The sequence below is a fragment of the Ruegeria sp. CDSA079 genome (genome assembly GCF_059612245.1).
The window spans coordinates 181,260-194,652 of the sequence record NZ_JBXWQF010000007.1; the positions used below are offsets into that span (position 1 = coordinate 181,260).

General features: G+C 57.5%; 11 protein-coding genes and 1 tRNA gene. 6 read left to right on the plus strand and 6 right to left on the minus strand.

Annotated elements, in window-relative coordinates; translation table 11 throughout:
- The first annotated feature begins 41 nt into the window (after positions 1–41).
- Complete coding sequence (locus AC2FJZ_RS09950; protein WP_496777353.1) at positions 42–728, plus strand: response regulator transcription factor; 687 nt, start codon at positions 42–44, stop codon at positions 726–728.
- Entirely contained in the window at positions 716–2,299 is a 1,584-nt protein-coding gene (locus AC2FJZ_RS09955) for an ATP-binding protein (protein WP_496777355.1), read from the plus strand. Before AC2FJZ_RS09950 ends, AC2FJZ_RS09955 begins: the two co-directional genes overlap by 13 nt.
- A gap of 39 nt (positions 2,300–2,338) precedes the next feature.
- Here the strand turns inward: AC2FJZ_RS09955 and AC2FJZ_RS09960 are convergent, their stop codons facing one another.
- Positions 2,339–3,172 carry an AraC family transcriptional regulator gene (locus AC2FJZ_RS09960; RefSeq protein ID WP_496777357.1) on the minus strand — a complete coding sequence of 278 codons (834 nt, stop codon included), beginning with the start codon at positions 3,170–3,172 and terminating at the stop codon, positions 2,339–2,341.
- A 121-nt stretch (positions 3,173–3,293) separates the two neighbouring features.
- Between AC2FJZ_RS09960 and AC2FJZ_RS09965 the strand changes: the two genes are divergently transcribed.
- Complete coding sequence (locus tag AC2FJZ_RS09965) at positions 3,294–4,256, plus strand: acetyl-CoA carboxylase carboxyltransferase subunit alpha (RefSeq protein WP_050604854.1); 963 nt, start codon at positions 3,294–3,296, stop codon at positions 4,254–4,256.
- A gap of 3 nt (positions 4,257–4,259) precedes the next feature.
- Here the strand turns inward: AC2FJZ_RS09965 and AC2FJZ_RS09970 are convergent, their stop codons facing one another.
- The 3 genes from AC2FJZ_RS09970 to AC2FJZ_RS09980 all read right to left on the minus strand — a co-directional run bounded on the left by AC2FJZ_RS09970 (position 4,260) and on the right by AC2FJZ_RS09980 (position 6,877).
- Positions 4,260–5,390, minus strand: a complete 1,131-nt coding sequence (locus tag AC2FJZ_RS09970) for a lytic murein transglycosylase (RefSeq protein WP_496669364.1) — start codon at positions 5,388–5,390, stop codon at positions 4,260–4,262.
- Between the two features lie 113 nt (positions 5,391–5,503).
- Complete coding sequence (locus tag AC2FJZ_RS09975) at positions 5,504–6,151, minus strand: GntR family transcriptional regulator (RefSeq protein WP_050604856.1); 648 nt, start codon at positions 6,149–6,151, stop codon at positions 5,504–5,506.
- 30 nt (positions 6,152–6,181) lie between these two features.
- Entirely contained in the window at positions 6,182–6,877 is a 696-nt protein-coding gene (locus AC2FJZ_RS09980) for a M48 family metallopeptidase (protein ID WP_496777359.1), read from the minus strand.
- A gap of 100 nt (positions 6,878–6,977) precedes the next feature.
- Here AC2FJZ_RS09980 and AC2FJZ_RS09985 point away from each other — a divergent pair, with 100 nt between their 5' ends.
- Positions 6,978–7,304 carry a TIGR02300 family protein gene (locus AC2FJZ_RS09985; RefSeq protein WP_050604858.1) on the plus strand — a complete coding sequence of 109 codons (327 nt, stop codon included), beginning with the start codon at positions 6,978–6,980 and terminating at the stop codon, positions 7,302–7,304.
- 143 nt (positions 7,305–7,447) lie between these two features.
- Positions 7,448–7,523 (plus strand) — tRNA-Ala (locus tag AC2FJZ_RS09990).
- Between the two features lie 439 nt (positions 7,524–7,962).
- Here the strand turns inward: AC2FJZ_RS09990 and AC2FJZ_RS09995 are convergent.
- A complete protein-coding gene (locus AC2FJZ_RS09995; protein ID WP_496669363.1) occupies positions 7,963–9,654 on the minus strand; it encodes a BCCT family transporter in 1,692 nt (563 codons plus the stop codon).
- A gap of 62 nt (positions 9,655–9,716) precedes the next feature.
- Positions 9,717–12,185 (minus strand): CoA transferase, encoded by a 2,469-nt coding sequence (locus AC2FJZ_RS10000; RefSeq protein ID WP_496669362.1) that lies wholly within the window; start codon positions 12,183–12,185, stop codon positions 9,717–9,719.
- Positions 12,186–12,307: 122 nt separating this feature from the next.
- On the opposite strand from AC2FJZ_RS10000, the gene AC2FJZ_RS10005 reads away from it, so the two are divergent.
- Positions 12,308–13,279, plus strand: a complete 972-nt coding sequence (locus tag AC2FJZ_RS10005; protein WP_496726490.1) for a LysR family transcriptional regulator — start codon at positions 12,308–12,310, stop codon at positions 13,277–13,279.
- Positions 13,280–13,393: the final 114 nt, after the last annotated feature.

A 13,393-nucleotide genomic window follows, 5' to 3' on the forward strand; every position in this document is an offset into this window, starting at 1 on the left:
CTGTGAACTGGAACCCTTTGCAAAGCCCGCGACAAACCACCATGACCCATCATATCCTGATTGCAGATGACGACGCCCGTATCCGCGACGTGGTGCGGTTTGCGCTGGAGGATTCAGGCTTTACAACCGCCGAAGCCGCGACCGGGCTGGAAGCGCTGAACCGGTTACAGGGCAGCAAGGCCGATCTGGTGGTTCTGGATATCGGGATGCCGGATATGGACGGGTTGGAGACCTGCAAGGAACTGCGACGCACATCGGATGTCCCGGTTCTTTTTCTGACCGCCCGCGATGACGAGATTGACCGTATCCTCGGATTTCAGCTTGGTGGGGATGATTATGTCACCAAGCCTTTCAGCCCGCGAGAGCTGGTTCTGCGCATCAAGGCGATCCTCGCCCGATCTGCCGCATCAGTGCGGGCCCCGACATCGATCCGGTTTCAAGATGTCGTGCTGGACGAAAACGCTCATCGCTGCACATTGGCAGAGATTGAAGTGCAACTGACCGGGATCGAGTTTTCCGTGCTGTCCGTCTTGGTGAAATCACCCGATCGGGTCTATTCGCGGTCGCACTTGATCGAGCTTGTCTATGGGGAAAACACCTATCTGTCCGGGCGCACGGTCGACAGTCATATTCGAAATATCCGCCAAAAGGCGCGCGCGTTGGGATACCCCGACCTAATCCAGACAGTGCATGGAGTCGGTGTGAAACTGGGCAAATGCCGGTGCTGAAGGTCCGGCAGAAATGGCGGCCCTCTTTGGCGCTGGTCATTGGCCTTGTTTGCCTGGCGCTTGTGACCCTGCCGATCGTCGGCGTATTGGGCGCGCGATTGTCGAGCAACCAGTTTGTTCGGGATACTGAACGGAGCCTGTTGGCGCAGGCAGCCCTATTGGCCGAAGTGTACGCCGCAGCTTTTGCCGAGCAGCAGACCGAACCCACCCTGGGCTACCCCCTGTCCGACGAACAGATCGCGCATCGCAGTCAGGTCTATCACCCCATTCCACCCCGGCTGGACTTGTTTCGTGGCCAGGTCTCAGATCCCAGACCCGATCCGGTTGCCGTAGATACGGGCATCGGCGCGCCCTACGAAAAGATCGCGCAGCCTTTGTCCGACCTGGCAACTTTGACCAAGAAGACCACGTTGACCGGCTATCTGTTGCTGGATCACGCAGGGCTGATCGTAGCCAGCAGCGGCGAAGGTGCTGGCTCGCTGGCCCATGTGCCCGAAGTTGCGCGTGCCTTGCAGGGGGAAACGGTTACCCTGCTGCGCTATCGTGCGGATCAGTCGAACCGGCATCTGCTGAACTCGATCAGCCGCGACACCTCATATCGGGTGTTTGTGGCGCATCCGGTGGTGGTTGCGGATCGGGTGATCGGAGCGGTTTACCTGTCCAGAACCCCGATGGACTTGGGCAAGTTCCTGTTTCAGGAGCGTTATACGCTAGGCTATGTGACGGCGTTCATGGTGCTGTCCGCCGCGCTGGTCGGTGGCCTGATGTGGCGGTTGATTTCCAAACCAATCCGCGACCTCAGTACGCAAAGTCGGGATGTTGCAAGTGGCCTCAAGCCCGTGCCCGACCCGGTTCCGCATTATGGTGTGCGCGAGCTTGCCGAGTTGGGCAACAGCGTCGTTTCGATGGCCTCGACTCTCTCGGACCGATCCACTGCGATCGAAACCTATACAAACCACGTCACGCATGAGCTGAAGTCTCCGGTCACGGCGATCCTCGGCGCGGCAGAGCTTTTGGCGGACACCCCGCCCAACGCTCCCGCTGATCGGCAACGCAAATTGGTGTCAAACATTCAGGCGGAAAGCCTGCGTATGACCACTTTGCTAGACCGCCTGCGGGATTTGGCCCGCGCCTCGATTCAGGCAGATGGATCACATACTTCGCTGGTCGACCTGATAACTGAGGCCGCACACGAGTTTCCGAGGCTGAACGTCGACCTGAAAGCACCTGAAGACATCGACCTGCCCTTGTCACAAGATCAGGGGCTGATCATGCTGCATCATCTGCTGCAAAATGCGCAGCAGCATGGGGCCACGCGAGTGGATATCACGTTCGAGGAAAACCCCATCGCACTGCGCATCCAGGACGATGGCAGCGGTGTATCCAGCCGAAACAGTGAAAGAATTACACAGCCGTTCTTTACAACACGGCGCGATGCCGGCGGCACCGGAATGGGTCTAGCCATCGTTGCCGCCGTGCTGGAACAGGCCCAAGCCCAGATACGCTGCCTGCCCTCGCAACAAGGTGCGCTGTTTCAGATCGATTGGTCCGAAGGTGCTCACGAGAGCTAGGGGCAGGACCCGGACGCGCCCTGCCCGGTTGGTTTGGGATCACTTCAAAGGCAAGCAAATCTCGGTCAGCAGATCCTCGGGCGCTGTTTCGCGCGGGTCATTGAGGTAAATTTCGTAACAAGGCTCATCTGCGGGCTCTTCATCCGACTCAGGAAGCCAGTTGCCGAACAGGCTGTGATAGGCAGCCGCGATCCCGGAATACGGCCCCTTATACGTCAACACAGCCGTTTTCCCGCCCGGGATCGACAGTTCGTCCATGTCTTCAGGGGTCGTATCGCCTCGAAACTCTGCCCCGGCATAGCTGCGCAGTTGATCCTCGGGCACGTCATCAGGGCTGTCGAGGTACAACGCCAGAACAGGCCCAACCTGCGGCCAAAGCCGGCGGGATTCGCACAGGGCACCAAACGCTTCAAAGCTTTTGCCAATCTCGGAATACGCCCCCTTGTGGGGTAGCGCGGCAACGCGGCGGGCGGGTTCTTTACGGATTGTAACGGGATGCATTGGGTATCCTCCGGTTTTGAAATCTGGATGAGCGGGTCGAAATTGACCCGCCTTGCGGAAGGCAGCGGGGGTGCTGCCATAAGCCTCGGAAAAGGCGCGCGCAAAAGAACTTGGATTGGGATAACCGACAGACAGGGCGATATCAGAGATCGCCTTGTCTGACCGTACCAGCCATGTGGCCGCCTGGTGCAGACGTATGCGCCGAACCGCCTGGGCACAGGTTTCACCGGTCAGGGCGCGAAACACCCGGTGCCAGTGAAACCGGGACATGGCGGCCACGTCAGCCAAAGCATCCAGTGACAGGTCCCCGGCCGGGTTGTCGTGGATGTATGCCAAAACGCGCAGCACGCGGTCTTCGTAGCTGGTGGCCATTGGTGTCCTTCCTTCTCTTTGCTCAATCGTGGTCGCACATCCACAGCACACAAATCTTGCTGAGTTGCATCCCGGGCAACCTCAGGCCATATAGCAGGGAACTTCCGCGTTGAGAGGCGTCATGACCCAGTATCTGGATTTCGAAAAACCGCTGGCCGAGATTGAAGGCAAAGCTGAAGAGCTGCGTGCGCTGGCCCGCACCAACGAAGAGATGGATGTGGCCGAAGAAGCCGCCGCGTTGGATGCCAAAGCCTCCAAGCTGCTGGAAGAGCTTTATGCCGATCTGACTCCCTGGCGGAAATGCCAGGTGGCGCGTCATCCGGAACGTCCGCATTGCAACAATTACGTGGATGCTCTGTTCACCGAGTTCACGCCGCTGGCCGGTGATCGGAACTTTGCCGACGATCTGGCCGTAATCGGTGGACTTGCGCGATTCAACGATCAGCCGGTAATGGTGATTGGGCACGAAAAAGGCTCCGATACGAAATCGCGGATCGAGCGCAACTTTGGCATGGCCCGCCCCGAAGGATATCGCAAGGCCGTCCGCCTGATGGAGATGGCCGGGCGTTTCGGTCTGCCCGTCATCACCCTGATCGATACAGCTGGGGCCTACCCCGGCAAAGGGGCCGAGGAACGTGGCCAGTCGGAAGCCATCGCGCGGTCGACCGAGATGTGCCTGAAGATCGGCGTGCCTTTGGTCTCGGTCATAATCGGTGAAGGTGGGTCCGGTGGCGCTGTGGCGTTTGCCACTGCAAACCGTGTCGCGATGCTGGAACATTCGGTCTATTCGGTGATCTCGCCGGAAGGCTGCGCGTCGATCCTTTGGAAAGATGCCGAAAAGATGCGTGAGGCGGCCGAGGCGCTGCGCCTGACCGCTCAAGACCTGCACAAGCTGGGTGTGTGCGACCGGATCATCTCCGAGCCCAAGGGCGGCGCACATCGCGACAGACCTGCGGCCGTGGAAGCCGTGCGTGCGGCCATTACGGACATGCTGAAAGAGCTGGACGGTAAGGATGCAGCGGCCCTGATTCAGGACCGCCGCCAGAAATTCCTGGATATAGGCTCGAAAGGGCTGGCGGCGTAACCGTCAGCCACCCAATCGGCGCAGCAAACCAACCGAAGGCTCACCGGTAACAGACAGGCCGTTGGCGCTTTGATAAGCGCTGATGGCAGAGGTGGTGTTCTTACCGATCACCCCATCCGCGCCTTTGGTGTCATAACCCGCTGACGTCAGACGGCGCTGCAACTCTTTCCGATCCTCCAGCGTCAGACCATTTGCGTCCGGCCCGAACGACGCCTGAAACGGTGCGCCACCCGCAATCCTGTCGGCCAGGTGACCCACGCCAATCGCGTAGCTGTCCGAGTTGTTGTAGCGCTTGATCACCTGAAAGTTTCGGAATACGGCAATACGCGGCCCTGGTGTCTGAGGCTGCAAAACGGCGACCGGTGAGCCCGAGACGGTTCCAGCCTCTCCGCCCCATGGCTGGCCCCGCACCCATCCCGCACGTGCGAGATACGACGCCGTAGAGGCCAGCGAGTCCGTCGGATCCTCGGACCAGATATCGCGCCGCCCGTCGCCGGTGAAATCCACAGCATAGGCGAGGTACGAGGTCGGGATGAACTGCGTATGCCCCATCGCCCCGGCCCAGCTGCCGGTCATGTTGGCAGGTGTAGTGTCGCCTTCTTGCAAGATACGCAGGGCTGCAACCAATTGCTTTTCGAAAAACGCGCCGCGCCGCCCGTCATATGCTAGCGTCGATGTGGCTGAGACCACGGGTACATCCCCGCGCCGCGCGCCATAGCGGCTTTCCAGCCCCCAGATGGCCACGACAATTTCCTTGTCCACGCCGTACTGTGCCTCGATCTGCGACAGGGTGCCGTTATATTGCCGTAGCATCTTCTGACCGGTTTCAATCCGCTCGTCCGAGGCGGCGATGGCAAGATAATCCTCGAGCGAGCGCTTGAACTCGACCTGGTTGCGGTCGCGTTCAATCACATCGGGCAAGTACCCTGCCCCGCGAAAGGCCTGATCAAGGGTGGTCTGGGAAATCCCTTGCGATGCGGCGCGGGTCTTGAACCCGGCAACCCAGTTATCCCAGCCCGAGTTAGGAACTGCCCGCATTCGGGATGCAGGGGCGCTTGACGGAGCACTGCCGCCTGTACAGGCGGCCAATAACGTTGATCCAAGGCAAAAAGAAAAGGCACGGCGTGTAATCATGGTTGGGGTCTGCTCTTGTTTGTGATTTGGCTAAAGCGTACCCCAGCAGAACCTTGCAGGCCAGTAGAGTGACGCCCGGGAAAAGCATCAATGCGATGTCGGCGGGAAGCCGCTCAGCTCACCAGCAAACGCAACCCTTGCGTGACATCCGAGCGTACCGCCAAACGCAAGCCGGGCTCGTCCCCGGCTTTGAGCGCAGCAATGATCAGCTTGTGATAATGTGGCGGCTCGGTGCGCCGCAAACGTCCATAAAGCGCTCGCATCGTTGGCCCCAACTGCAACCAAACAGTTTCGGCGATGGCCAGCATCGCAGGCGCCTGAGCACGCAGATACAAGGTGCGGTGAAACTCCAGATTCGACCGAATATAGCCAACCGCGTCTCGTTTGGTCACCATCTCGGCAACGGTCATATTGATGCTCTGTAGACGGTCGATCAGAGCAATATGCGCGCGTGGCAAAGCCCGGCTTGCCAGCTCAACCTCCAGCAACGCACGCAGCGCCGCCAACTCCTCGATCCGGTCATTGGTCAGCTCAGGGGTCGAGACCCGCCCCGAGCTTGACAGGAACAACGCCCCTTCAGCAGCCAGACGGCGCACCGCCTCACGCGCCGGTGTCATCGAGACACCGAATTCCTTACCGATGCCGCGCAGGGTTAGCGCCTGACCCGGCGCCATCTCTCCATGCATGATTCGAGATCGCAGAGCCCGGTACACCCGGTCATGCGTGGCAGTTTGGGTTTCAGAGGGGCGCGCGTTCATCATACGTTTTTGTGGTCACAAAATCGCGCAAGGTCAACTCGGCTCTGCGTCAAACCTGTAGCGATGCAGCTCTGCCCCGTTGTCGCGCAACCAGCGGCGGGGTTGCTGATACGGGCCAAAGATCTTCTCGACCTGGGCCCAGAACGCGGGCGAGTGATTCATCTCGGCAAGATGCGCCACCTCATGCGCCGCCACATAGTGCAACACCTCGGGCGGCGCCAGAATGAGGCGCCATGAAAACATCAACCCTCCGTGCGAACTGCACGAACCCCAGCGGGACCGCGTATCGCGCAGGCTGAGCGTCGAATAAGACCGCCCCAGCATAGCCGCATAGTCGTCACACGCACCGGTCAACCGGTCCCGTGCCAGTTCCTTGAGGAACCGGGCCAACCGCCGCGCCTCTGCCCCTTCGGGAACCGCAATTTCATCTGCCTGAAGCAAGACCCGCCGACCGTTTGCAGGCACGATTCGCCGGGCAACGCCTTCAATCGGGATCATTTGGTCTAGCCGCACTTGGGCCATGTCCGGCCGATCCTGCAGATGCTGCCGGATCCACTCTTCTTTGGTGCGCGCAAAGTTCAGGGCTTCGGTTTCCGGCACTCCAATCGGGTAAGTCAACGTAACCCGGCCATCCAGCTGGGAAATTCGTAAACTGATACGCCGCGCCCGGGCCGATTTGCGCAACCTCAGTGGCACCGGCGGCGTCCCTGGCAATGCGTGCTCTCCCATATCGCGACATCTCCTGCGCAAAGACTTTGACAGTACCCGCCAGCTGTGGCACGTGGACTGAATCATTTAGACGACTCACCTGATATCAAGGGGAATTGACATGCCCAAGGAAGAATGGGGCTTAAAGCGCGTTTGCCCGACAACCGGTAAGCGGTTTTACGACCTGAACAAGGACCCGATCATCAGCCCCTACACTGGCGAGATCGTGGAGCTTGAAACATCCAAAAGCCGCATGATCGCAGCGGATGCAGAGGATGCAGCTTCGGTCAAGGCGCGTGAAAAAGCCTCGGAAGAAGAACTGGTTCTGGACGATGACGACAATGTCGAAGTCGAACTGGATGACGATCTGCTGGACGACGATGACGACAGCAGTGATGAAGTGTCTCTGGACGACATTACCGAAATGCCTTCGGAAGACGACAACTGATCAAGCAAAAGGCGGCCCTTAGGGTCGCCTTTTCCATTTGACCTGCAGGTCGGACGGAAATTCACGTTCAACTCCATTTTTGGACTTGCACTCGACGCCACTGTCTCCTAAACGTCCGCTCACCGTATCGACGGTACCTTGATGGGGCCTTAGCTCAGTTGGGAGAGCGCTTGCATGGCATGCAAGAGGTCAGGGGTTCGACTCCCCTAGGCTCCACCAAAACCTAACAATTGATCCGCCACGCATAGTTCTTCCTTTTTGGCAGCAGGATTTTCCTTTGGGGCCGAAGCGGAACTCAGAGCCCATTGCTGCCGTCGGCCAAGCTTTCGCCTTTCGCCTGTGCAGCACGTCGCAATCCGCGCATTCCGGACGTTCCCAGGCGCTTCACAGATGGCAGGGCTGCGGGACAAAATGTGAATTCGTTGCAGCCGCACAAATGACCGCAGTCGGCGCTTTGCGGCGCTACTATTTTCTGCGATCAATCAATGTGGACAGTTCCCGATTGGCATTCACACCGTTCTTCGTTCCTCGCAATGCAGCGGGAAGTGTTTTCCTTCATGTCCGGCGCAGCTAATCCGATACAGACAGATAAAATAGCACCCCGCGATCTTTTGCGGGGTGCTGAAATGTTTGGAAGGGTTGATGCTTACACAATTTGTCAGGCGTGCAGATCCTGTGACAAACGCGTCCCATCTGGAGCCGTTTCGATTCGACTGATTGGCCCAGCTGATGGATCGTCCTTCAGGGATTTATACAAGCCCCATGTTATCAGGATAATCACAAACGAGATCGGGAAGGCGGCGGCGATAGACGCGGTTTGCAAGGCCCCCAATCCACCAGCCATCAACAATGCGATCGCTGTCGCTCCGATGCCTGCACCCCAGATGATACGGAACTTCTTCGGAGGATGATCGTCACCCATAGACAGCATTGTGGTGATGACCAGAGTACCCGAATCCGCCGATGTCACGAACCAGGAGAACAGCAGCAAGGTTGCCAGCGCCGACAATGGCCAGGCAGTCCAGCTTAGATCGCCGATCCAGGATGTCGCGCCCAGATTGCCGATTGTCCCGTACAGGGCCGCGGGAAGATCCCAGTTGCGCACCAGATTGATGACACCTGCGCCGCCTTCGACACCTGGGCCACCCGCCATGTTCAGCTCCTGCCAAATGGCGTTCCCGCCAAACATGCACAGCCAGAAGAAGGCGATTGCCGTCGGCACAAACAGAACGCCAACCATGAACTCACGAATGGTCCTGCCACGCGAGATGCGTGCGATGAACATACCAACAAGAGGTGCCCAAGCGATCCACCAACCCCAGTAGAAGATGGTCCAGCCACCCTGCCAGGCGACGTTTTCGTCAGTACTTGCGGTCCAGAAGCCCATAGGGATGAAGTTCCAGATGTAGTCACCGATTGTGGTGACATAAAAGCCAAACAACCACTTTATCGGGCCAATAATCACGAATGCAGCAAGCAGCAGCATTGACAACCAGATATTCCATTCAGAAATGATCCGGATGCCTTTACCCACACCTGAAACGGTTGAGGCCGTCGCAATAATTGTGACGATAATGATCAGGACGATTTTGGTTGTCAGCGTGGCTTCGATACCAAACAAGACGTTCAGACCTGTGGCGATCTGGCTAGACCCAAGGCCAAGCGATGTTGCGATACCAAACACAGCACCAAAGACAGCCAGCAGATCAACACAATGTCCCCAAGGGCCATAGATCTTGTCCCCGATCAACGGATAGAGCGCTGAGCGCATAGTCAAAGGCAGCTTCTTGCGGAACCCGAAATACGCCAAGCTCAATCCGACGATGACGTAAAGCGCCCAACCATGGAAACCCCAATGGAAATAAGTCACGCGCATCGCATCAATGGCACGTTGCATGTTCATGTCAGCATGACCTGACAGCTCTGCGTGTGGGTTGTTCGGATAGCCGAAAGCGCCTGAGTTATCGAAATAAAAGATCGGCTCGGCGACACCGAAGAACAGAATTCCAATCCCGATACCTGCCGAAAACAGCATTGCAAACCAGCTGAAGTTACTGAATTCGGGGCGGGAGTCATTGTCGCCCAGTCGCAGACCGCCAAATTTTGAGAACATCAGGAAGAAACAGAATAACATGGTGCCGGAAAGTACCGAAATATAGTACCAGCTCAGTCCGCTTTCGATCCAACTGCGGAGCGATTTGTATACTCCGCCCGCAAGTTCGACATTTAGCACCGTGAAGATAACAATCGATGCGATCATCAACTTTGAGGCAATTGCCATCCCCGGATGCAGACCGGTAAAAAAACCGGATTTTGCCACCAGATGGGCGTTGGGGTTACTATCAGTCATAAGGATCCTCCCTCTTACGATAATTGTTGAGGCGCGAATCAGAGTGCGCCGGTTAATGCCGTCTATTCGGGCAGGTATTTGTCAGACCAACTTTCTCCGGTAGCGCCACTTGCGATCATTGTGCTGATTTGAGCGGTGGAATATCCCAAGCGCATCAGAATCGCGCGGGTGTGCTGCCCGTATTTTGGCATCGGACCCGGAATCGTAATTTTTCCGGTTTGTGTGCGTACAGCGTTGGGGGCTACCAGGTCACACCATCGCCCCATTGGGTGTTGGTCGTGGCGAATAACGCGGAACGTGGATTGGCAGATGTCAATTGCCCCCTCGCTCTCCAGCTGAAGTGATGTGTCGCGGGTTTCGTGCAGGGACGCAAGCGGGACAATCGTGCTGGCACCTTGAGAAAAGACATTGCGCCAATGCTCCAGTGGCCGCTTCCTGAATCGTTCCGCCAGAGCGCTGTGCAGCTCATCATCCGGCAGGTTCGCCAGATCGGCGAGTTCGCCAACCCGCGCGAGTGCTGCGTCACGTTCAGTCGGGGCCGCGAAGAACAGCCAGTGATCCAAGGCTTCATAGCAGTGATAATAAGGTCCCCACCCAAGGACCTCGCGGCCCGAAGGTTCATCAAAGGGCACCCGCCCCTCAAAATCATGCATGAACTGAGCCTGAATGAGATTGCCCGCCGCCGCCAGCGAGGCGCGTGCAATGCCACCTTTTCCGGTCTCTTTCAGACGCAGCAAAGCGCCCCCCAATGCGACACAGGCGCAAAACCCGGTCAGCACGTCGATGGTTCCGAAATGTGCGTGCTCTTCGGGGGTTTCCATCCCGCCACCGAACCGCACCATCACCCCCGTAGCCGCTTGCGCGAGGTCATCATAGCCCAGATGATCGGATTTAGGGCCGCGCAATGGCCCTCCGAACGCATCCAGCTGCACCAAAATAAGCCGTGGGTTGATCGCCTCCAGCCGTTCCGGAGAGAGCCCCAGCCTGTCCCGTTGCTGATCAGTCCCGTTCACAGTGACCACGTCGGCCTCGGCGATCAGTTTCGACAGGGCTTCCTGACCTTCCGATGTGCGCAGGTTTAACAGGATGCTGTCTTTGCCGCGCTGTGCGTGGATGCCAAACACAACCGTATTCCAAGGATCTACCGAAGGCTCGACCGGCTGGACCAGCGTAATATCTGCGCCGTAACGCGCCAGGGTTGAACCAATCATCGGCCCGGCAATCACATTGGTCAGATCCAAAACCTTAAGGCCATCCAACCACCCCGTCGCGGCACCGCTTGCATCAACGCCCCCACTGCGTGTGGGTTCGGCCAGAATATTCGAAATGTCCGCCGCCGTTGATCCGGCTTTATTGGCGGCACCTGCGTCATCCGACAGCCAGGCCACGTTGCCCATCTGACGCATGGTGCCATGGCGCGCATCTTCGACTTGCAGCACAAGTCCCGAGGCCAATGCATGAGGATCGGCAAGCCATTCTTTGGTGAAACGCTGCGCCGTAGCGGGGGCTTTGGCCGCACCAAACAGCTCTTCCCATTCATGGGATGGCTTGGTCAGAAAGGCTGTCTTCATTGCCGAAGAAACGCGTGCGCGGTCAGATGCGCCCACCGGGTAGTTGCGCATCGACCATTCTGCCGGCCAGTCTTTGGTGTCCAGGTATGCCGAGAAATCCGGCAGCGCGTCTGCCAGGTCTTTCAGCCCAAGTGTTTCCAGCACCCGGCGCGGATGGGTGGCAACCGATCCACTGACCACGTAGAACCCACGCCCATCGGCGCAGGTATAGGTGCGATAAAAAGGGTCCAGGAATTCGGACAGTTCGCTGAACTTCAGGTCCATCGGCAAACCGTCGGCGGCGCGTCGGTCCAGTTCAACTTCGCGCGGGGATTTGTAGCGCTCGGGATAGTCCTGGATCTGTTCGCAGTTATAAACCAACCCCTCCAACAGCGCCGAAGCAAGGGGGACCTCGATATAGTCACCGCCATTTTGATCTCGTGCATTAAGGGCAAAGAGAACAGCCATTGCCCCAAAGCTGGATCCATAGGCCGAAGCAAGCGTGAGCGGTGTAAAGGAAGGGTTGATCCCCATCAGGCGACGGTTCAGTCCCATATCGGTGAATTGGCCAGTGTATGCGGCGATCACAGCTTCCCAGGCGGGCAGACCAGCGAGCTCCGGATCAGTTGATGCAAAACCTGGCAGGGAAAGATAAACCAGCCGGTTGTTGACGGCACGCAGTGTATCCGGGCCAAGCCCAAGGCGATCCATCACGCCTGGTCGGAAGTTTTCAATCACGACATCGGAACGTTTTGCCAGTTCGATCGCTGTGTTGCGATCCTCTTCGGATTTCAGATCGAGCTTCAGCACACTTTTGCCGCGCGAAAGCATATCAAAGGCAGGATCGTCAAAAGCCGGTCCATCAGGGTGCTCGATACGGATCACTTCAGCCCCCATATCCGCGAGCATCATGCCAACAAGCGGTCCGGCAAGGTACTGTCCAAAGTCCAGAACGCGAATGTGAGAAAGAGGTCGGTTCATGTGTGTACCTTTTCTATCGAGACATAATTTTATGTAATTCGGCTACATTTAAAGTTATGTGTACCAATTGAATTGATTGTGTCACACTGGACATGAATCTATCCACTGGATCACATTTTGATATGGGGAAGCAGAAAGAAATTCTCTCAGGGTCGCTAAATGCACTGCTGGTTTTAGAAGCAGCGGTGCGTCAAAGGGGCTTTTCCATGGCTGCCAAAGAGCTAAACCTGAGCCAGCCCGCGGTGTCGCGCCACATTGCCACTCTGGAAGGACGTTTGGGACAGGCGCTGTTCATACGCGATCACAACAAAATCACCCCAACCGAGGCCGGTCAGAAACTGGCAGATTCCGTTGCTCTGGGGTTCAGCCATGTTGCGTCTGTCTGGCATGAAATCACGGCGCAGACAGATGGCCGAGATGTCGTCCTTGCCTGTAGCTATGGCTTTGCCGATCAGTGGCTGATGCCGCGGTTTTCAGATCTGAGGTCCGTCATGGGCGGCGCGCAGGTTCGCGTTGTGACGTCTGACAGGCTGGAAGATATTGATTTTGGGCGCGTGGATGCCGCTGTTGTCTGGGATCTGGGCCAAACCCCGGACAGGCCATCTATTCCGCTCATCAAAGACGAAACTTTTCCGGTGTGCAGCCCACAGTTTTTAGCGCGGTACCGCGAAAAGTTTGGGAGAGGTGAGGCAAACACTGCGCTGGAGGTCGATTTTATGCATTTAGTCCCGGATGATTTTCTGCACTTTGCCGTCGGTAGTTCCGGTTTTCAGACCTGGCATAGCTGGTTTACCATGGCGGGTCTGAAAATTCCGGAGTTCGGTCAACCCACCCACTATGACGCCTATCCGTTTTTGATGCGTGCTGTACTGAATAGCGAAGGCATCGCCTTAGGTTGGCGTGGTTTAGTGGACAGCCTGCTGGAAAGTGGCAAGATCGTTCGCGCGGGGCCAAGTGTGTCGAACCGCGAGACGTCATATTATCTTCAACATCGGGAAATCCAGGAAGAAAGGGTTGCACTCACACGTTTGGTGGGTTGGTTCAAATCAGAAATCAACAAGCCCATCACCCAAGTTTCAGGTACCAAGGGGTGACAACAAGGTAGGCCGGGCTCAAACCAAACCCGACCCACCCGAAGTTGCCGACCTGTTATTCGAAAAACTCTTCTTCCGAATAACGCCTCCCCAGGGATAGGAAGGTAAAGAGAT

Excerpts from the sequence above, each read along its gene's own strand:
- AC2FJZ_RS09950 (WP_496777353.1), top strand. The coding sequence starts at position 42 with ATGACCCATCATATCCTGATTGCAGATGACGACGCCCGTATCCGCGAC.
- AC2FJZ_RS09955 (WP_496777355.1), top strand. The coding sequence starts at position 716 with ATGCCGGTGCTGAAGGTCCGGCAGAAATGGCGGCCCTCTTTGGCGCTG.
- AC2FJZ_RS09960 (WP_496777357.1), bottom strand. The coding sequence starts at position 3,172 with ATGGCCACCAGCTACGAAGACCGCGTGCTGCGCGTTTTGGCATACATC.
- AC2FJZ_RS09965 (WP_050604854.1), top strand. The coding sequence starts at position 3,294 with ATGACCCAGTATCTGGATTTCGAAAAACCGCTGGCCGAGATTGAAGGC.
- AC2FJZ_RS09970 (WP_496669364.1), bottom strand. The coding sequence starts at position 5,390 with ATGATTACACGCCGTGCCTTTTCTTTTTGCCTTGGATCAACGTTATTG.
- AC2FJZ_RS09975 (WP_050604856.1), bottom strand. The coding sequence starts at position 6,151 with ATGATGAACGCGCGCCCCTCTGAAACCCAAACTGCCACGCATGACCGG.
- AC2FJZ_RS09980 (WP_496777359.1), bottom strand. The coding sequence starts at position 6,877 with ATGGGAGAGCACGCATTGCCAGGGACGCCGCCGGTGCCACTGAGGTTG.
- AC2FJZ_RS09985 (WP_050604858.1), top strand. The coding sequence starts at position 6,978 with ATGCCCAAGGAAGAATGGGGCTTAAAGCGCGTTTGCCCGACAACCGGT.
- AC2FJZ_RS09995 (WP_496669363.1), bottom strand. The coding sequence starts at position 9,654 with ATGACTGATAGTAACCCCAACGCCCATCTGGTGGCAAAATCCGGTTTT.
- AC2FJZ_RS10000 (WP_496669362.1), bottom strand. The coding sequence starts at position 12,185 with ATGAACCGACCTCTTTCTCACATTCGCGTTCTGGACTTTGGACAGTAC.
- AC2FJZ_RS10005 (WP_496726490.1), top strand. The coding sequence starts at position 12,308 with ATGGGGAAGCAGAAAGAAATTCTCTCAGGGTCGCTAAATGCACTGCTG.